At 66.6% G+C, this 19,219-nt stretch carries 14 protein-coding genes; 2 read left to right on the plus strand and 12 right to left on the minus strand.

The genetic code is table 11. From position 1 onward, the window contains the following. Entirely contained in the window at positions 1–672 is a 672-nt protein-coding gene (locus EJO69_RS05465) for a YggS family pyridoxal phosphate-dependent enzyme (protein ID WP_126040025.1), read from the plus strand. Between the two features lie 159 nt (positions 673–831). On the opposite strand, the gene cimA is transcribed toward EJO69_RS05465, so the two are convergent. The 9 genes from cimA to ilvD all read right to left on the minus strand — a co-directional run bounded on the left by cimA (position 832) and on the right by ilvD (position 13,503). Beyond that, a complete protein-coding gene (gene cimA, locus EJO69_RS05470; protein ID WP_126040027.1) occupies positions 832–2,430 on the minus strand; it encodes a citramalate synthase in 1,599 nt (532 codons plus the stop codon). Further along, a complete protein-coding gene (locus EJO69_RS05475) occupies positions 2,427–3,563 on the minus strand; it encodes a branched-chain amino acid aminotransferase (protein WP_211331516.1) in 1,137 nt (378 codons plus the stop codon). Before EJO69_RS05475 ends, cimA begins: the two co-directional genes overlap by 4 nt. Before the next feature lie 11 nt (positions 3,564–3,574). Then, a complete protein-coding gene (locus tag EJO69_RS05480) occupies positions 3,575–4,630 on the minus strand; it encodes a 3-isopropylmalate dehydrogenase (protein ID WP_126040029.1) in 1,056 nt (351 codons plus the stop codon). Positions 4,631–4,744: 114 nt separating this feature from the next. Further along, positions 4,745–5,770, minus strand: coding sequence for a ketol-acid reductoisomerase (ilvC, locus tag EJO69_RS05485; protein ID WP_126040031.1), 1,026 nt, complete (start codon positions 5,768–5,770; stop codon positions 4,745–4,747). A 14-nt stretch (positions 5,771–5,784) separates the two neighbouring features. Further along, on the minus strand, positions 5,785–6,315 hold the full coding sequence (gene ilvN / locus EJO69_RS05490) for an acetolactate synthase small subunit (protein ID WP_126040033.1): 531 nt from the start codon (positions 6,313–6,315) through the stop codon (positions 5,785–5,787). An 8-nt stretch (positions 6,316–6,323) separates the two neighbouring features. Continuing rightward, positions 6,324–8,096: an acetolactate synthase large subunit gene (locus EJO69_RS05495; protein WP_211331538.1), complete on the minus strand. Its 1,773-nt coding sequence runs from the start codon at positions 8,094–8,096 to the stop codon at positions 6,324–6,326. Positions 8,097–8,162: 66 nt separating this feature from the next. Further along, positions 8,163–9,305 (minus strand): IS1249 family transposase, encoded by a 1,143-nt coding sequence (locus EJO69_RS05500; RefSeq protein WP_281272833.1) that lies wholly within the window; start codon positions 9,303–9,305, stop codon positions 8,163–8,165. A gap of 591 nt (positions 9,306–9,896) precedes the next feature. Next, a complete protein-coding gene (locus EJO69_RS05505; protein WP_126040039.1) occupies positions 9,897–11,498 on the minus strand; it encodes an aspartate:alanine exchanger family transporter in 1,602 nt (533 codons plus the stop codon). Between the two features lie 163 nt (positions 11,499–11,661). Continuing rightward, the gene (ilvD, locus tag EJO69_RS05510) at positions 11,662–13,503 is read right to left on the minus strand and encodes a dihydroxy-acid dehydratase (protein WP_126040041.1); all 1,842 of its coding nucleotides are present in this window, start codon (positions 13,501–13,503) and stop codon (positions 11,662–11,664) included. Positions 13,504–13,702: 199 nt separating this feature from the next. On the opposite strand from ilvD, the gene EJO69_RS05515 reads away from it, so the two are divergent. Next, positions 13,703–16,123: a phosphoketolase family protein gene (locus EJO69_RS05515; protein ID WP_126040043.1), complete on the plus strand. Its 2,421-nt coding sequence runs from the start codon at positions 13,703–13,705 to the stop codon at positions 16,121–16,123. A gap of 113 nt (positions 16,124–16,236) precedes the next feature. Here the strand turns inward: EJO69_RS05515 and EJO69_RS05520 are convergent, their stop codons facing one another. The 3 genes from EJO69_RS05520 to EJO69_RS05530 are packed head-to-tail and all read right to left on the minus strand — an operon-like array spanning position 16,237 to position 19,195. Beyond that, positions 16,237–17,007, minus strand: coding sequence for a heme ABC transporter ATP-binding protein (locus tag EJO69_RS05520; RefSeq protein WP_126040045.1), 771 nt, complete (start codon positions 17,005–17,007; stop codon positions 16,237–16,239). Continuing rightward, complete coding sequence (locus tag EJO69_RS05525; protein WP_126040047.1) at positions 17,004–18,098, minus strand: FecCD family ABC transporter permease; 1,095 nt, start codon at positions 18,096–18,098, stop codon at positions 17,004–17,006. The genes EJO69_RS05520 and EJO69_RS05525 overlap by 4 nt, the downstream gene beginning before the upstream one ends. Next, on the minus strand, positions 18,095–19,195 hold the full coding sequence (locus EJO69_RS05530) for a heme/hemin ABC transporter substrate-binding protein (protein ID WP_126040049.1): 1,101 nt from the start codon (positions 19,193–19,195) through the stop codon (positions 18,095–18,097). The genes EJO69_RS05525 and EJO69_RS05530 overlap by 4 nt, the downstream gene beginning before the upstream one ends. Positions 19,196–19,219: the final 24 nt, after the last annotated feature.

Genomic DNA, 19,219 nt, shown 5'->3' on the forward strand with positions numbered 1-19,219 from the left:
ATGATCGGTGAGCTTTTCCAGCGGCTGAAGGCCGAGGTCGACGAGGCGTCAGGAGGACGCACGAGAATCCTCCTCGCCGCCAAGCATCAATCCCCGGAGGCCGTCCTCGAGGCCCTCACTGCCGGCGCAACCCTCATCGGGCACAACATCATCCAGCAGCTCACCGCATCGGAGGAGGCGCTGAGGGAGATGGGCGCACCCGAGCACGAGACCCATGTCATCGGCCACGTCCAGTCGAACAAGGCTCGGCCCGCCCTCATCGACGCCGGCACCATCGAGACCGTCGACTCACTGAAGACAGCGCGCCGCCTCAACACTGTCGCAGGGGACCTGGGCCTTACCCGCATCATCTACCTCCAGATCAACTCCTCCAATGCTCCGTCGCAGTTCGGCGTCGCACCCGAGGACACCCTCGAACTCGCGGAGCAGATCTTCGCCCTCCCCCACCTCACTCTCACCGGGCTCATGTCCATCGGCGCCAACACACCGGACGAGCAGGCCGTCCGTGAGTCCTTCGCGACGACGAGGAAGCTCGCGGAGCAGCTCCGCGCCGAGGGGCATGTGGGATGCCGGGAGCTGTCGATGGGGATGAGCGGCGACTGGCGCATCGCCATCGACGAGGGTTCCACGATCATCCGCGTCGGCCGTCAGGTGTTCGGCGAGCGCGACTGAGGAAGCACTGTCCGGGTGGCAGGGCCGCGCTGATGGTCGGCGCCATCGTCGAAAGCGATTCCTGTGCCGTCTGACGAGCCGATAGACAGAGCGATGTGGCCAGGTCCCGTGCCGGGACCTGGCCACATCACATCAACCCAAAGGGGTGAGGACCTGCCCTCACCTGACGGGGACGCCAGCCTTGAAGAGGCCGTAGATGTACCCGTCGGTCAGGGCCTCCCACGAGGCCTCGATGATGTCGCGGCCGAGGCCCACGGTCGCCCAGATGCCGGCCGGTGAGGACATCGAGATGATGACGCGGGTCGTCGCGCGGGTGGCCGCCGAGGGGTCGAGGATGCGGACCTTGAAGTCGATGAGCTCGCAGTCTTCGAGCTCCGGATAGACCGAGCACAGTCCGCCGCGCAGCGCCTGATCGAGGGCGTCAACCGGGCCGACACCCTCGCCGACGGTAACCGAGCGACCGGCCCCGGTCGAGAGCTTGACGACGGCCTCAGCCCCGTGCGATCCCTCTGAGCTGCCCGACAGGTGAGTCGTCCACGACTCGATGTCGAAGTAGGACAGCCGCTCGCCGAAGGCGACCTCGCGGATGAGGAGCTCGACCGACGCATCCGTCGCGTCATACGTGTACCCGAGCGCCTCGGCCTCCTTGATCCGCCTCGTCACCTCGGAGAGGACGTCGGGGCGGTCGGACAGGTCGAGGCCCAGCTCGCGAGCCTTGAGCTCGATCGAGGCCCGCCCCGCCATGTCGGACACGATCATCCGCATATCGTTGCCGACTCGGGCCGGGTCGATGTGCTGGTAGAGGTCGGCGTCGACCCGGATCGCGGAGGCGTGGAGGCCCGCCTTGTGGGCGAAGGCTGAGACCCCGGTGTACGGCTGGCGCCGGTACGGGGCGATGTTGACGATCTCCGCAACTGCGTGCGACACGCGGGACAGGTCCGCCAGCTGATCGTCGGTCACGACCTTGCGGCCCATCTTCAGATGAAGGTTGGCGATCGCGGTGAGGATGTTGGCGTTGCCGGTCCGCTCGCCGTAGCCGTTGACCGTGCCCTGGATGTGGGCGGCGCCGGCCGTGACCGCCGCGAGGGTGTTCGCCACCGCCATCTCCCCATCGTTGTGGGCGTGGATGCCGATCGTGGCGGTGAGGCCCTCCTCGTCGAGGAGGGCAGACAGCTCACCCACCCGGGCGAGGATCCCGTCGGGCAGCGCGCCACCGTTCGTGTCGCAGGCGATGACCGTGCTGGCTCCAGCGCGGACCGCCTCGACTGCGACGGCGAAGGTGTAGTCCCGGTCGTAGTCGGCCCCATCGAAGAAGTGCTCAAGGTCGACCATGACCTCGCGGCCCTGCTCGACGAGGTAGGCGACCGTGTCGCGGACCATGCGGAGGTTCTCCTCCTCAGTCGTGCGCAGGGCCTTCGCCACGTGCCGAGCATCGGACTTCGCGACGAGGGTGATGATCGGGGCCTCGGAGGCGAGCAGCGCGGCGACCTGCTGGTCGTCCTCGACGTCGACACCGGCCTTGCGGGTGGCGCCGAAGGCGGCGAGGCGTGCCCGCGTCAGCGGCTGCGTCGCCGCGATCTCCCGGAAGAACTCGGTGTCGCGCGGAATCGCGCCCGGCCATCCGCCCTCGATGATGTCGGCACCGTAGGCCTCGAGCATGGGCAGGAGGGTGAGCTTGTCGGCGACCGACAGGTTCATGCCCTCCTGCTGGGCGCCGTCGCGCAGCGTCGTGTCGTAGACGAGGACGTCGCCGCTCATGCCGACACCCGGTAGGTCCAGCCGTAGGGGTCCGGCTCGTGGCCGAGCTGGATGGCCGTGACCTGGTCGTAGATCGACTTCGTCACGTCCCCGCCCCCGATCGACACGTCGAAGCCCTCGCCGGCGATGCGGCCGATGGGGGTGACGACCGCGGCCGTGCCGCACGCGAACACCTCGGCCGCGCGCCCGGACTCGATGTCCGCGACGAGGCTCGTCAGGGGGATCGTCTCCTCGCGGACCGTGACCCCGCGGTCGCGCAGGATCTGGAGGATGACGCCGCGGGTGCCGCCCTCGAGGATGTTGCCGGTCAGCGCCGGAGTCGACACCGAACCGTCCTCGTAGACGACGAAGACATTCATGCCCCCGAGCTCATCGATGTTCGTGTTCGTCGCCGCGTCGAGGAAGCAGACCTCGTCGAAGCCCTCACCGTGTGCTTCGAGCTTCGGGACGAGGGAGGAGGCGTAGTTGCCGCCGCACTTCGCGGCGCCCGTGCCGCCGGGGCCCGCGCGATGGTAGTCCGGGGAGACCCAGATCGAGATCGGCTGGAAGCCGTTGACGAAGTAGGGCCCGGACGGGGAGGCGATGCAGAGGTAGTCGAGCCTGCGGGCCGCACGCACGCCGAGGAACGGCTCGGTCGCGACGATGAAGGGGCGCAGGTAGAGCGACGATCCGGGGATCGAGGGCACCCACTCCTCATCGGCCCGCACGAGGCCGACGATCGAGGCGAGGAAGTCCTCGACGGGCAGTTCGGGGATCGCGAGGCGGCGGGCCGAGGCATTGAGCCGGTGGGCGTTGTAGCCCGGCCTGAACGTCCAGATCGACCCATCATCATGACGATAGGCCTTGAGGCCCTCGAAGATCTCCTGGCCGTAGTGGAAGACCGCCGCGGCCGGGTCGAGGGTCAGCGGGCCGTAGGGCTCGATTGTCTTCGACTGCCAGCCGCTTCCCTCCTCGTACACGGCGTGCGCCATGTGATCCGTGAAGTCGACGCCGAAGCTGAGGCTTCCGAAGATCTCCTCGCGCTGCTCGGGCGAGGCGGGGGCGGGGTTCGGCCTGTGCTCCCACAGCCCCGCCACCTCGTCGGCGGTCGGCAGCGGCAGCGCGGCGGCCTGTTCAAGTGCAGACAGTGTCATGGTCTCTTCTTTCAGATCCGCGCCCCGACGGCGTCGCCGACCTCGGCGGTCGAGCGGATGAGCGGCATACCCGCTTCAGCGGCGTCGGCCCGCTCCTCCATGTCCGCGTCGACGGCAGCGGCGATGCGCTTCGCCTCGTCGGCGAGCCCGAGATGGTCGAGCAGGAGGGCGACAGAGGAGATCGTCGCGATCGGATCCGCCTTCTGCTGGCCGGCGATGTCGGGGGCGGAGCCGTGTACGGGTTCGAACATCGACGGGTATGCCCCCGTCGGGTTGATGTTGCCCGAGGCGGCGAGGCCGATGCCGCCGGTGATGGCGCCCGCCTCGTCCGTGAGGATGTCGCCGAACAGGTTGTCGGTGACGATGACGTCGAAGCGCGCCGGGTCCGTGACGAGGAAGATCGTCGCCGCATCGACATGGAGGTAGTCGGTCGTCACTCCCGGGTACTCGGCCCCGACACGCTCGACGGTCCGCCGCCAGAGATGACCGGCGTTGACGAGCACGTTGTGCTTGTGGACGAGGGTGAGGCGGTTATCGCGCTGGGTTGCGAGCTCGAATGCGTAGCGGACGACCCGCTCGACGCCGTACGCCGTGTTGATCGACACCTCGGTCGCGATCTCGTGCGGGGTGTCGACGCGCACCGCGCCGCCATTACCAGCGTAGAGACCCTCGGTGCCCTCGCGGATCACGACGAAGTCGATGTCACCGGGATCTGCCAGCGGTGTCGGCACGCCCCGGTAGTGCTTCGAGGGACGGAGGTTGATGTAGTGGTCGAGGTCGAACCGCAGCTTGAGCAGGAGACCGCGCTCGAGGACACCGGACGGCATCGACGGATCGCCGACGGCGCCGAGGAGGATCGCATCGTGGGACTTGATCTGCTCGAGCTCGGCATCGGGCAGCACCTCGCCCGTGCGGTGCCAGCGGGCGGCGCCGAGGTCGAAGTGGGTTTCGTCGAGCGTGACGTCCGAGTCGCGGAGCGCCGCACGGAGGACCTTGATCCCTTCAGCGACGACTTCCGGTCCGATTCCGTCACCGGGGATCACTGCAAGCCTGATGGTTCGATTCATGTCGTCAATCCTAGCGTTCTGTCCACATGTTGAAATCGCCGTTCCGGGATTCGGAAGGCGTGTGGTGCGGCATGAGAGAGGTGCCCCGGCCGCGGCCGGGGCACCTCTGCGCACTCACCTGGCCGCGTGGCCGTCCGAGTAATCCTCGTCGACGGACTTCCACGAGAACATCTTGCGGAGATCCGCACCGACCTTCTCGATCTCGTGGCCCTCACCGCGCCTGCGCAGCTCCTGGAACTCGGGGCCGCCCTTGTCCTGGTCGGAGATGAAGCGCTCGGCGAACGCACCGGTCTGGATGTCGCTGAGGACCTCCTTCATGTTCTCCTTGACGACCGGGGAGATGACCCGCGGGCCGGAGACGTAGTCGCCGTACTCAGCCGTGTCGGAGATCGACCAGCGCTGCTTCGTCAGGCCACCCTCGTTGATGAGATCGACGATGAGCTTGAGCTCGTGGAGCACCTCGAAGTAGGCGATCTCCGGCTGGTAGCCGGCCTCAACAAGCGTCTCGAAGCCGTACTGGATGAGCTGGGACACGCCGCCGCACAGGACAGCCTGCTCGCCGAAGAGATCCGTCTCGGTCTCCTCCGTGAAGGTCGTCTTGATGACGCCGGCGCGGGTGCCGCCGATCGCCTTCGCGTACGAGAGGGCGAGCTGCCAGGCCTGGCCCGACGCGTCCTGCTCGATGGCGACGATGTCCGGGACACCGCGGCCCTCGACGTACTGGCGGCGAACCGTGTGGCCGGGGCCCTTCGGCGCGACCATGCAGACGTCGTGATCCGGGGACGGCTTGATGTAGCCGAAGCGGATGTTGAAGCCGTGTGCGAAGAAGAGCGCAGCGCCCTTCTTCATGTTCGGCTCGATCTGCTCCGAGTAGATCGTCCGCTGATGCTGGTCGGGGGCGAGGATCATGATGACATCGGCGTCCTTGACGGCCTCCTCGACGGGGGCGGTCGCCAGACCCTGCTCCTGCGCCTTCGCGATGGAGGACGATCCCTCGCGCAGGCCGACGACGACCTCGACACCGGAATCCCGCAGGTTCAGCGCGTGTGCGTGGCCCTGGGAGCCGTAGCCGATGACAGCGACCTTCTTGGACTGGATGATCGAGAGGTCGGCGTCGTCGTCATAGTAAATTTCTGCCACAGTTGTTCTCCTTGTCAGGCGCGGCGGAGAGCGCGTTCTGCGCTCACTCGTTCGGATAGGGAGCGCGGGCCGCGGGATATCGCGACAGCGCCCGATTGGACAATCTCCTTGACCCCGTACGGGGCGAGGGCGGTCAACAGTGCGTCGACCTTACCCGCTGAACCCGTCGCCTCGATCGTCAGCGCATCCGGGCACACGTCGACGACGTGGGCGCGGAACAGCTCGACGAGCTGAAGAACCGACGCCCGGTTCGAGTCATCGGCGGCCACCTTGATGAGGAGCAGCTCGCGCTGGACCGAGGTGGCGGGCTCGAGGGCGACGATCTTGATGACGTTGACGAGCTTGTTCAGCTGCTTCGTCACCTGCTCCAGCGGAGCATCCGCCGCGTCGACGACGAGCGTGATCCGGGAGATCTCGGGGTCCTCGGTCGGCCCCACGGCCACCGAGTGGATGTTGAAGGCCCGCCGCGCGAAGAGCGCGGTGACGCGGGTCAGCACACCGGGTTTGTTCTCGACGAGAACCGAAAGCGTATGTCGAGTGTTCATGTTTCCTTCTATTCTTCGTCGTCCCAGTCGGGAGCGAGATCCCGCGCGTACTGAATTTCGTCGTTGGAGACGCCCGCCGCAACCATCGGCCACACCATGGCGTCGGCCGAGACCTGGAAGTCGACGACGACCGGACGGTCGTTGATCTCCATCGCCTGGCGGATCGTGTCGGCAACATCCTCCGGGCGCTCACAGCGGAGGGCGGCGCACCCGTAGGCCTCGGCGAGCTTGACGAAGTCGGGGACGCGGCGTGTGCCGTGGCCCGTGTCGAGGTCGGTATTCGAGTAGCGGCCGCTGTAGAACAGCGTCTGCCACTGGCGCACCATGCCGAGCGAGGAGTTGTTGATGATGGCGACCTTGATCGGGATGTCGTTGATGACGCAGGTGGCGAGCTCCTGGTTCGTCATCTGGAAGCAGCCATCGCCGTCGATCGCCCACACAACCTTGTCCGGCTGGGCAACCTTCGCGCCCATCGCCGCCGGAACCGACACACCCATCGTGCCCGCGCCGCCGGAGTTGATCCACGTCCGCGGGTCGCGGAACTTGAGGAACTGCGAGGACCACATCTGGTGCTGGCCGACGCCGGAGACGTAGATGGCGTCCGGGCCGACGATCTCGCTCAGCTGCTCGATGACGTACTGGGGCGCCATGTAGCCGTCCTCGGTCGGCGTCCAGCCGAGCGGGTAGGTCTCCCGCATCCTATTGAGGCGGGTCCACCACTCGGAGATGTCGCGCTTGTCGTACTGACGGTACGCGGCCGGCATCTCCGCCATGAGGTCGAGGATCGTCTCCTTGACGTCGCCGACGATCGGGACATCCGCGTGGCGGTTCTTACCGATCTCGGCCGGGTCGATATCGGCGTGGATGATCTTCGCGTCCGGCGCGAACGAGTCGAGGCGGCCCGTCACACGGTCGTCGAAGCGCGCACCGAGGGTGATGAGAAGGTCGGAGCGCTGCATCGCGTCAACCGCCGCCACCGTGCCGTGCATGCCGGGCATGCCGAGGTTGTGCGGATCGTCGGTCGGCAGCGAGCCGATCGCATTGAGGGTGGTGACGGCAGGGATGCCGGTCATCTTCACCAGCTCGCGCAGCTCATCGGCCGCACCCGAGCGGATGACGCCGCCGCCCACGTAGAAGACGGGGCGCTTCGCGGTCGCGATAAGACGTGCCGCCTCACGCACCTGGCGGGCGTTCGGCTTCGTCACGGGCCGGTATCCCGGCAGGTCCCGCACGGGCGGCCACACGAAGTCGCAGTCGGCGTTCTGGGCGGACTTGGCCACGTCGACGATGACGGGGCCGGGGCGTCCGGACTGAGCGAGCTCGTAGGCCTCGGCGATGCGGGCGGGGATGTCCTTCGGATCGGTGACGAGGAAGGAATGCTTCGTGATCGGCATCGTGATCCCGACGATGTCGGCCTCCTGGAAGGCGTCCGTGCCGATGAGGCTCGCGCCGACCTGGCCGGTGATGCACAGCATCGGGACCGAGTCCATGTAGGCGTCGAGAATCGCCGTCGTCAGGTTCGTCGCGCCGGGACCGGAGGTGGCGATGCAGACGCCGACCCGTCCGGTGGCGTGCGCGTAACCCTCCGCCGCGTGGCCCGCACCCTGCTCGTGGCGCACGAGGATGTGGCGGACCGAGCTCGAATCCATGAGCGGGTCATAGGTCGGCAGGATGGCGCCGCCGGGGATGCCGAATACCGTATCTACACCCAGCTCTTCCAGTGACCGGATAATCGACCGGGCTCCGGTCGACTTCTCTCGGATGGCACCCTGTGCCCTGATGGCACCGGTCTCAGCCAGTGCGGCTTATAGGACAAAATGTGTTGGTTTTGTTTGATCGGAGGGGTGTCAGTCCCAGGTTGTGATGTAGCTGGTCGAGTGGTGCAGCTCGTTCCAGACGGCTGCGGTGCCGATGCCCGGCAGGCCGATGTCCCGGGCGTGTTCGCCGCGGCTGGCCGCAGCTCGGTAGTAGGCCTGGATCTGGGTGTCGGTGGGCATGGTCCTGAGGATGCGTGCGGGACTGGCAGGGTATTCAGTGTGCATGTAGCACCACCACATGATCGCTTTGATCCGCCTGTCCAGGCTCATCCCGCGGTGATCGCGTAGCAGGGCCCGCAGTTGAGTGTTGATCCCACCCTCGATCCGGTTATTCGTCGCTGGCAGTGGCATGTGCAGGTAGGCGTCGACCGGGAAGTTGGCGGGATCGACGTAGGTGAACAAGGTCTTGGTCCGGATCAGCGTATCGAGGGCTGAGCGGGCCGTGACCAGACGCTGGTGAGTGAGTACGACCTGCCCCGTGGCGAGTCGAGTGCGCTCAGCCAGGAAGGCCTCCCATGTGGCGCGCCATTGGGTGTAAGCGGCCAGCCATGCCGCGGCCCCGGTGTTATCGCGGACGTGGAGCAGCGCTTTAGCCAGGCCGTAGAGTTCCACTCCGGCCTGAGTGCGGGGCCGGGTCGTGGTCTGGCGACGCACCTGGCTGAAAGCATGGAACGTACAGCGCTGGACCTTCGTGGTGGGCCAGTGCGCCCGGCGGGCTTTGGCAAAGCCTGATCCACCATCGGTGACCACTACCTGTGGCGGTGCGATCCGGGCCAGCAGCGCACCCCAGGCCTGGCTGTGTTCACTGCGTGCGAGGTACCAGCCCACGACATGGGTGTCGGTGGAGGCGATCAGGATCACGGCGCTGCGTCCGAGGTGGATCCCATCGACGTAGATCACCCGGTGGACCTCGTCGACCACCTCGGGGGTGGGCCACAGCTGCCAGAACCGTGCGGTGCGCCGACGGAAGGTCCGTCCCGCCCCGGGCAGGTCTCGCTGGCGCTGGCGGGAAAACAGAAAGGACAAGAACAGGGCGAAGTCTTTCGCGGAGGTGTCGATCGCCGCTACGCGACTCGTCCTGCACCCGGCACAGCGGTAGCGCTGACGTCCCGTACTGGTCTTTCCATAGCGTGTCATCGCCTGCTCGCACGGGCGGCAATAAGGAGTGTTCACCCTCCCTATCAGGCAACTTGGACCCGGCCTTTTCGGTGAGAACGCGCCGAAAAGTCGGGATCAAACCAACACGAAATGTCCTATAAGCCGGCCCCGTGAAACCAACTTCAACCCCCACTTTTCCGCGTCAAAGCAACCAAAGGTCGGGGTCAAGCCAACACGAAATGTCCACCCATCAAGTTCAGCCGCACGAACTTCAACACCGGCCTAATGGCGGCACAGCAACAAAAGATCAGGGTCAAACCAACACGAAATGTCCTATAAGCCGCCAGTGCAGCCGGGGATGAAGGTTTCCCCATGGTTCCTCCTTGAATCGGTATGGCAATGAAAAGCCCCCTGCTTCTGACAGGGGGCGCGCAACACAGCCTCAGCAGGCCAGTGCGGCGCGCCGTGGTACTACAAGAATCATTGCCATGTGCACAAGAGTAACCGCAGGCCCTTCTCCAGAGCAAGCCAAAAGTCCCGAATCTCAGATGGTGGCGTGCCGTCCTAGCTGATGAGATGACAAAAAGGGTGGGGCGAGAGACGGAAAAGAGCGCCGATACAACGAAAAAGGGAGCCACGCGGCTCCCTTTTCGCTTGGATGAATCGCTACATCCCGCCGAGGAAATGGGCGACGAGAATCTTCGTGATCATCGCGACCGGATAGACGAGAGCGTACCCGAGCGCCACGCGCGGGTCGGCTCCCGTACGTCCGTTGGCGAAGGCGAGCACCGCGGGCTGGGTCTGAGCACCGCCGAGGAGGCCGGACAGTCTCGTCCCGCCCATCTTGAAGATGCTGCGCATGGCCGCATACAGTCCGACTGCCATGATCGACGTGACGAGGATGCCGAGGAGGAGGATCTTCCACCACTCATCACCGCTGAACGCCTGGCCGATCTGCCCGCCCGCGTTCGTGCCGGCCTGGGCGAGGAAGAGCAGAAGACCGAGCTCCGACATGACGGCGTTCGCCGACTTCGGCAGGGCCGTGACGACACTCCCGATCCTGCCGAGCCTGCCCATGATGAGACCGACGATGAGGACGCCGGCCGCGGCACCGAGTGAGAAGCTGCCGCCGCCCGGCATCGGCACCTCGATCGCGCCGAGGAGCATGCCGGCGCTGAGACCGAGGCCGAGGGCGACGGGGTTGATGTCGGTCAGGCCCTTGGACGAGTCGCCCAGCCAGCGGGAGATCTCCTTGAGCTTCATCGTCGGCCCGACGACGCGGACCCTGTCCCCCATCTCCACCATCATGGACGGGATGGCGAGCATATCCTGATCGGACCTGCGCACGCGGGAGATCTTCGCGCCCCAGCGCTCGGCGAGCACCTCGTCGAGCTCGGCGACGGTCTTACCGACGAGCCCGGGCTCGGAGACGGTGACGCGGCGGAAGTCGAGGAGGCGCCGGTCGGACCGGAGGGAATGGATGGATCGGTGCCCGAGCGCGGCCACGGCCTGCTCGACGGCGGCATCCTCACCGACGATCGTCACGAGGTCGCCCTCGTGGAGCTGCTCGCTCGAGGACGGGATCCAGATCGGGCCCTCCTCGCCGCGGCGGATGCGGGAAAACTCGATCTCCGCCCCGAGCCGCGCCATGATCTCCCCAACCGTCGGCCTATCGTCGCGGTCGACGCGGACGTTCTGGTGGGTGACCGGTGAGGGAGTGTCGGTGTCGAGATGCGCCTTCCGGAGTGCCGCGTTCGCCGCGATGATCATGCCGATGACGCCGAAGAGGTAGGCGACGGCATAGCCGACGGTGGCCGTGCCCGGGTCACCGGAGGATTCACCGGCGGCCGCGAGCGCCGGCGTGTTCGTCACAGCTCCGGCGAACGTTCCGGCGATGAGGGCGATATCCATGTCGAACACGTAGGTGCCGACGAAGTAGGCCGCGACCGCGGCGAGGATGAAGAGGGCGACCATCGTCACGATGGGGCCGGTCGCCTGTTTGAGGGACTTGAAGAATGTGCCGCCGGCGTTGTTGCCGATGGCGAAGGCGAAGATGACAAGTCCGAGTGTTCCGACGATGTGCGGGATCGCGATCTCGTAGCCCTCGGCTGTTGCCCAGGCCGTGACCGCGATGGCGAGGAAGAGGACAGCGGCGGCCCCCAGGCCGACACCCTTGATCTTGATCTGCCCCAGCGCCATGCCGGCCCCGACCAGGAGAAAGGCCAGGAGGACCGGCTGCTCGGCCAAGAGCGTGAATATACCGTTCATAAGACACCCCTTGATGGAGAACGATGCTGTCACCAAGTATGGCCCGCGAAATGTCCGAATTGATGGGGCTGGGGTCCCGTGATGCTGTGCTGGGAGGTGAAGCTCTCACCTCCCAGCACACGTCCTATCAGACGGCGACCGGCCCGTCGACCGGCCCTACGTCCTAGTCGTCGTCGAGGCTGCGCACCCCGCCGTACGTCGCCGAGCGGGCGAGCATGGCGTAGGCCTTGAGGGCCTTCGAGACCTTCCTCGGGCGCTCCTTCGCCGGCTTCCACGGGGCCGCACCCTTGGCGGCGCGGCGAGCCGCCAGCGTCTCATCATCGACGAGCAGCTCGAGGCGGCGGGTGGCGACGTCGAGGACGATGCGATCGCCCTCCTCGATGAGGCCGATGGCGCCTCCGGCCGCGGCCTCGGGCGAGACGTGGCCGATGGAGATGCCGGAGGTCCCCCCGGAGAAGCGCCCATCCGTGATGAGTGCACAGGTCTTGCCGAGGCCGAGCCCCTTGAGGAAGGACGTCGGGTAGAGCATCTCCTGCATGCCCGGCCCGCCCTTCGGACCCTCGTAGCGGATGACGACGATATCGCCGGGCACGACCGACTTCGACAGGATGAGCTCGATCGCGTCCTCCTGGGAGTCGACGACTCTGGCCCTTCCCTCGAAGTGGAACAGGTCCTCGTCGATGCCGGCGGTCTTGATGACGGCGCCCTCTTCGGCGATGTTGCCGGACAGGACGGCGAGACCGCCGTCGGCCGTGTAGGCGTTCTCGACGGATCGGATGCAGCCGCCTGCGGCGTCCGTGTCGAGCTCCTGCCACTCGTTCGCCTGCGAGAAGGCCTGGGTCGTCCGCACGCCGCCGGGGGCGGCCTTGAAGAGCTCGATCGCCTCGGGCGCAGGATTCTCGGCGCGGATGTCCCAGCGGCCCAGCCAGTCGTCGATCGAATCGGAGTGGACCGTGTGGACGTTCGTGCGCAGCAGCCCGCCCCTGTGGAGCTCACCGAGGATGGCGGGGATGCCGCCCGCACGATGGACGTCCTCCATGTGGTAGTTCGGGTGATTTGGGGCCACCTTCGAGAGGCAGGGGACCTGCCGCGACAACGCGTCGATGTCCTCGAGGGTGAAGTCGACCTCCCCCTCGATCGCGGTGGCGAGGATGTGGAGGATCGTGTTCGTCGATCCCCCCATCGCCACGTCGAGGCTCATGGCGTTGAAGAACGCGTCCCGCGTCGCAATGTTGCGGGGCAGGACCGACTCGTCGTCCTCGTGGTAGTACCGCTTCGCCAGGTCAACGATCCTTCGTCCGGCCTCAAGGAAGAGCTCCCTGCGCGCGACGTGGGTGGCGAGAGTCGAGCCGTTGCCGGGAAGCGACAGGCCGAGCGCCTCGGTCAGGCAGTTCATCGAGTTCGCGGTGAACATGCCCGAGCAGGACCCGCACGTCGGGCAGGCGGCGGATTCGATCTGGGCGAGCTGCTCGTCCGTGATCGACTCGTCGGCCGCGCCGGACATAGCGTCGACAAGGTTGACAGGGTGGTCGATGACTCCCTCGATCGGCTTGCCGGCCTCCATGGGGCCGCCGGAGACGAAGATGACGGGGATGTTGAGCCGCATGGCGGCCATGAGCATCCCGGGCGTGATCTTGTCGCAGTTGGAGATGCAGACGAGCGCGTCAGCCGTGTGGGCATTGACCATGTATTCGACCGAGTCGGCGATGATCTCGCGGGAGGGAAGGGAGTAGAGCATCCCGTCGTGCCCCATGGCGATGCCGTCATCGACCGCGATCGTGTTGAACTCCTTGCCGACCCCGCCGGCCTCTTCGATCGCCGAGATGACGAGCTGTCCCATGTCCTTGAGGTGGACATGGCCGGGGACGAACTGGGTGAACGAATTCGCGACCGCGATGATCGGCTTGCCGAAGTCATCGTCGCCCATTCCCGTCGCCCTCCAGAGGGCTCGGGCGCCGGCGAAATTGCGACCCTGAGTTGAGGTGGCTGAACGCAGTTGTGGCATCAAAGCTCCTTCAGATAAGCCTCCCGACACTCTACGACCGTCGCCCATCGACACGGCGGAGGCGGTCAGGGTGCGAGACAGCAGGCCAGGGGGCCGGGCGAACGTCAAAGAAGCCTGGATGTCATCTCCGGCGCCATTGAGGCACGGGGCGCGCGGGGATAGGTTCGATGTGCGGCACACCACATGGAAGGACCCCATTATGCCGACCGTTTCTCAGGACATCATCGATTCGATCAGGAACCCGTCCGAGCAGGAGGTCGCGCATGTCGACGCCTGGTGGCGGGCCAACAACTACCTGACCGTCGGGCAGATCTACCTCAAGTCGAATCCGCTGCTGCGGCGACCGCTCGAGCCCGACGACATCAAGCCCCGCCTTCTCGGCCACTGGGGCACCTCACCGGGACTGTCACTCATCTACGCGCACGCCTCCCGCCTCATTCAGAAAACCGGCCAGGAGATGATCTACATCACCGGTCCCGGTCATGGCGGTCCGGCAATCGTCGCCGCGACCTACCTCGAGGACACCTACACCGAGTGCTTCCCCGACATCACCCAGGACGAGGAGGGCCTGCGCAGGCTGTTCCGGCAGTTCTCCGCACCCGGCGGGATCCCCTCCCACGCCTCGGTCACGACCCCGGGGTCGATCAATGAGGGCGGCGAGCTCGGTTACGCCCTCGTCCACGGGTTCGGCGCCGTCTTCGACAATCCCAACCTCATTGCCCTCACCGTCGTCGGCGACGGCGAGGCCGAGACAGCGCCCCTCGAGGGCTCGTGGAAGTCGATCTCCTTCCTCAATCCTGCCCGCGACGGCGCCGTCCTTCCCGTCCTCCATCTCAACGGCGCGAAGATCGCCTCACCCACCGTTCAGGGGCGGAAGGACCCCGACGAGGTGCGCAGGATCTACGAGGGCCACGGGTATGACGTCATCGAGGTCGAGGGCAGCGACCTGCCCGGCATGCACTACCGCTTCGCCGACGCGCTGGGCGAGGCGTATTCGAAGATCCAGTCGATCCAGCACACCGCCCGGACGGAGGGCGTCATCCAGGGCCGACGGCCCCGTTGGCCGATGATCATCCTCCGCAGCCCCAAGGGGTGGACGGGCCCCACCACGGTCGACGGCGTTCAGATCGAGGGCACGTGGCGCTCCCATCAGGTGCCGCTCTCGGGCGTGAGGGACAACCCCGATCACCTGCGCCAGCTCGAGGAGTGGATGCGCTCCTACCGGCCAGAGGAGCTCTTCGACGACGCCGGAAGGCCGACGGATGCTGTCCGCGCCATCAACCCGAGCGGTGAGTGGCGGATGTCCGCCCATCCCGCCGGCAATGGTGGCGGGCAGTACAGTCCGCTCGAGCTGCCCGACTGGCGCAGCCTCGCGATCGACTTCGACCCCGCGGAGCGGGGACGGTTCCGTGACGAATCGACGGCCTACCTCGGCAGGCTCCTCGAGCAGATCTACCGGCTCAACCCGACGACGTTCAGGCTCTTCTGCCCCGACGAGACGAACTCGAACAGGCTCGGCGCCGTCTTCAACGCCTCTGATCGGACCTTCATGGAATCGACCACCGAGGAGGATGTGAAGCTGTCCGCGGACGGCAGGGTTATGGAGGTTCTGTCCGAGCACCTGACCCACGGCTGGCTCGAGGGCTACTGCCTGACAGGCCGGCATGGGATGTTCGCGAGCTACGAGGCGTTCGGCATGGTGAGCGTCTCCCAGACCGTCCAACACACCAAGTGGCTCAAAGAGGCGATCGACATCGACTGGCGGGAGTCCGTCCCCTCCCTCAACATCCTTCTGTCGTCGACCGCGTGGCGCAATGACCACAACGGCTTCTCCCACCAGGGACCGGGCGTCCTGTCGACGATCGTCAACATGCAGGGCAGAATTGTCCGCACCTACCTGCCGCCGGACGCGAACTGTCTCCTCGAGGTGTCGGACTATATCTTCAGGACGAAGGACCGCGTCAACGTCATCGTCCAGGACAAGCAGCCCCAGTTCCAGTGGCTGACTCCCGACGAGGCCCACGCCCACTGCCGCAAGGGCTTCGGGATCTGGGACTGGGCGGGGAACGAGGATCTCGGCTCGGGCGCGGACCCCGATATCGTCATCGCCTGCGCCGGTGACGTCGTGACGATGGAGGCCGTCGCCGCGGCACAGATCATCCGGCAGCGGCTCCCCCACATGAAGGTGAGGGTCGTCAACGTCGTGCGCCTCCAGACACTGTCCCGACCGAAGGACCACCCGACGGGGATGAGCGACCAGGACTTCGCCGAGGCCTTCACCGACACGACCGACGTCCTCTTCTGCTTCCACGGGTACGCGGGCGTCATCCACCAGCTCGTGCACGGCCGTCCCGATGTCGACCGATTCCATGTGCGCGGCTTCCAGGAGGAGGGAACGACGACGACACCATTCGACATGGTCGTCCGCAACAAGACGGACCGCTACAGCCTCGTCATCGACGCCATCAACAACACGAGGCGGACGATTCGCGGCGGAGCCGATCTCAAGCGCTGGTGCGAGACTCAGCTCGAGCGCCACGAAGAATACAAGGTCGAGCATCTCGAGGACATGCCGGAGATCCTCGACTGGGCATTCGAGCCGAACCCCGCCTACTCCTAGGACACTTCCGGACCGGGATCGGCACGGCGCCGGCCTTCCCTACCGTCAGCGGTCGACGGCTGACATGCGGGGCGGCTGGCGCCAACGCGCTCCAGTTCGACCGCCGGCGTCCTCTACCGCGTTGAGTGCCTGCGTGAGGGGACGACCGCGAGCTCGCCGTCATCGAGTGTCAGCACCCTGATCGGCCATTCGTAGATCTCGCTCAGACTCTCCGAGGTGAGCACCTCATGGGGAGGCCCGACCCGATCAATTCTACCGCGGTGCATGAGGGCGATGACGTCACAGTGGGCCGCGGCGAGCTGGATGTCGTGCATGACAGCGACGACGGTCCTTCCCGCGGCGGCGAGCTCGGAGCAGATCGACATCGTCCGCTCCTGGTGGGAGACATCGAGCGCGGCGGTCGGCTCATCGAGGAAAACGATGTCGGCATCCTGGGCGAGGACTCTGGCGAGGGTCACCCTGGCCGCCTCGCCACCCGACAGGCTCGTGATGTCTCGATCCTCCATACTCGTCATCGATGTGCGCGCGAGCGCTTCATCGACGATGCGGTCGTTCTCCTCGTCACCCGTGTCCCAGCTCGCCCTGCCCATGGCGACGATGTCCCGCACGAGGTAGGCGAACGGGAAGTCGCTGCTCTGCGGCATGACGGCCCGGGCCCGCGCCAGTTCCCTCCGGGACAGGGACGGCAGTTCCCGCCCATTCAGCTCGACTGTTCCCTCAGCAGGCCTGAGATCGCCCGTGAGGACGCCGAGGAGCGTGGACTTGCCGGTCCCATTCGGCCCGAGCAGGCCCATGACCCTCCCCGGCTCAACGTCGAGGCTGACGTCGGAGAGGATCTGCTTCGTCCCGTACGAGAAGCTGATCCCGTCGGCGCGGACGCTCATGACCTTCTCCTGCCGCCGTGGAGGTTTCTGCGGAGCAGGACGAAGAAGACGGGGCCGCCGACCAGCGCGGTGAAGATCCCGATCGGCAGATCCTGGAAGTTGACGATCGTCCGGGCGACCAGGTCGGAGCCGGTGATGAGGACGGCGCCGCCGAGCAGCGACGCCGGGATGAGGTACCGATTGAGGGGGCCGAGGGCGAGGCGCATGATGTGGGGGACGATGAGTCCGACGAAGGCGATGACCCCGGCATAGGACACGGCGGCCGCGGTGAGCAGGGCCGCGAGGACGATGGCGGAGCCGCGCAGCATCTGGACGCTGATCCCGACATGCCCGGCGGCCTTCTCCCCCAGTGCGAGGATGTCGAGCCGGCGGGCGATGAGGAGAGCCCAGGTGAGGGCGACCACGACGACGATTCCGACGATTCCCACCTGATTCCATGACGCCGCGTTGAGCGACCCCATCTGCCAGAACACGATCTGATCGCGCGCCGTGCTCGGGGCGATGTACGTCGCGATCGACGTCATCGCCGTGCACACGGCGGTGACGGCGATGCCGGTGAGGACGAGGGTGAGCGGCTCCGTCTTTCCGTCGTGGAGCGAGAGCGCATAGACGACAACCGCCGCAGTCAGTCCGGTGGCGAAGGCGGCGGCCGGGACGGCGAAGCCACCGAGGGCGAATGGGAAGAAGACGATGGCGGTCGAGGCGCCGACCGCTGCGCCCGAGGAGACGCCGATGATGCCGGGCTCCGCAAGCGGGTTCGAGAACACCGCCTGCATGACCGCCCCGGCGACCGCGAGCGCCGCCCCGACGAGAACGCCGAGGGCAATGCGTGGCAGGCGGATGTTCCACAGGGTCGCCGTGTCGAGCGGGTCCTCGAGCGGTTCGGCGAGGCCGAAGCGCGCGAGGATCCCCTGCACGACGTCACCGGGTGCGATCGAGTACTGGCCGATTGCGCTCGACAGAACGATGAGCGCAAGCAGCGCCACCGTCACCGTGGCGAAGGTGATGACGCGGCGCCGCCGGCGCCGCTCGATCCCGGCGGGCACTGCAGGGACCAGCGGCTGCGCCGGGTTCTCGGCCCGGACTGTCACTCCGACACCCCATAGAGGGCTTCTGCCACGGCGAGGAGCACGTCGCCCGTCTGGGGCCCGAAGGAGAGCGACATGCCATCGGGGATGGCGATGATGCGCTGCTTCTGCCCAGCCGTCGTGTCCGAGACCCCCGGGCGGGCGAGAAGCCCCTCGACGCCGTCGGTCGACTCGAGTCCGTCGGTCATCGTGAAGATGACGTCGGGGTTGAGGAGCAGGAGCGACTCGGCGTTCGCCGGGACCGTCCCAATGATCCCGTTCTCGGACGCGATATCACGTGCTCCCACATTCTCGATGAGTGCCGACGTCCCGTTGTCGGAGCCGAAAATGAAGAAGACGCCAGCCGTTCCTCGCACGTAGAGGAACGCGACGGACAGCGGCTCCTCGGGAACCCAGGCGGAGATCTCATCGATGGCCGCCGTTATCTCGGCCTCCGTCCGCTCAACGAGGGCCGCGCCCGCCTCCGGGACGCCGAGAATCTCGGCGACCGCCTGGATGCGATCCGAATTCGACTCCATCGTGTGCTTGGGGTCGGTGAGCACGACCGGGATACCGGAGGCCGTCAGCTGATCGAGCACCTCGGGCGGGCCGATCGTGCGATCCGCGATGACGAGGGTTGGACGGAGGCTGAGAATCGCCTCGGCGTTGAGCGAATGGCCCTCGGAGGTCACGACGGGAACGTCGGCGAGCTGTTCTTCCGTCGACGAGATGGATCGACCGACAATCGCATCGCCGTGGCCGAGGGCGATGACCGTGCGAGAGAGCGATCCTGACAGGTCGAGGGCGAGGATGCGCGACGTGTCGGTGATCGTCACCTGGTTGTCTTCATGATCGGTCACCGTAACAGGGAGCGTCTGCGGGAAGTCGCCGTCGATCGGCTCAGGATCGGCCAACTCCGACACCTCGGAGACCCCCGTCAGGGTGCGAGGATCCGGCAGGGTCGGCGCGTCGCCGGTCGACGGATCCTCAGCAGTCGTGGCGGCGGGCGTTCCCACCGAGGTCGTCTCTGCGGTGGGGGTTGGCGACTCGGCCGCGACACCACTGCCGCAGCCTCCCAGCATGAGCGCGGCGATGACAGCCGCCGCTGCGCGCTTCTTCATGTCAGCTTTCCGTCCGAGGGCGGT

Origin of the sequence: Flaviflexus salsibiostraticola (assembly GCF_003952265.1) — a bacterium.
GTDB lineage: Bacteria > Actinomycetota > Actinomycetes > Actinomycetales > Actinomycetaceae > Flaviflexus > Flaviflexus salsibiostraticola.

What these genes read in the sequence shown, in the direction of transcription:
- EJO69_RS05465 (WP_126040025.1), top strand. Translation starts at nt 1, where the DNA reads ATGATCGGTGAGCTTTTCCAGCGGCTGAAGGCCGAGGTCGACGAGGCG.
- cimA (WP_126040027.1), bottom strand. Translation starts at nt 2,430, where the DNA reads ATGAGCGGCGACGTCCTCGTCTACGACACGACGCTGCGCGACGGCGCC.
- EJO69_RS05475 (WP_211331516.1), bottom strand. Translation starts at nt 3,563, where the DNA reads ATGACACTGTCTGCACTTGAACAGGCCGCCGCGCTGCCGCTGCCGACC.
- EJO69_RS05480 (WP_126040029.1), bottom strand. Translation starts at nt 4,630, where the DNA reads ATGAATCGAACCATCAGGCTTGCAGTGATCCCCGGTGACGGAATCGGA.
- ilvN (WP_126040033.1), bottom strand. Translation starts at nt 6,315, where the DNA reads ATGAACACTCGACATACGCTTTCGGTTCTCGTCGAGAACAAACCCGGT.
- EJO69_RS05505 (WP_126040039.1), bottom strand. Translation starts at nt 11,498, where the DNA reads ATGAACGGTATATTCACGCTCTTGGCCGAGCAGCCGGTCCTCCTGGCC.
- ilvD (WP_126040041.1), bottom strand. Translation starts at nt 13,503, where the DNA reads ATGCCACAACTGCGTTCAGCCACCTCAACTCAGGGTCGCAATTTCGCC.
- EJO69_RS05515 (WP_126040043.1), top strand. Translation starts at nt 13,703, where the DNA reads ATGCCGACCGTTTCTCAGGACATCATCGATTCGATCAGGAACCCGTCC.
- EJO69_RS05520 (WP_126040045.1), bottom strand. Translation starts at nt 17,007, where the DNA reads ATGAGCGTCCGCGCCGACGGGATCAGCTTCTCGTACGGGACGAAGCAG.
- EJO69_RS05530 (WP_126040049.1), bottom strand. Translation starts at nt 19,195, where the DNA reads ATGAAGAAGCGCGCAGCGGCGGCTGTCATCGCCGCGCTCATGCTGGGA.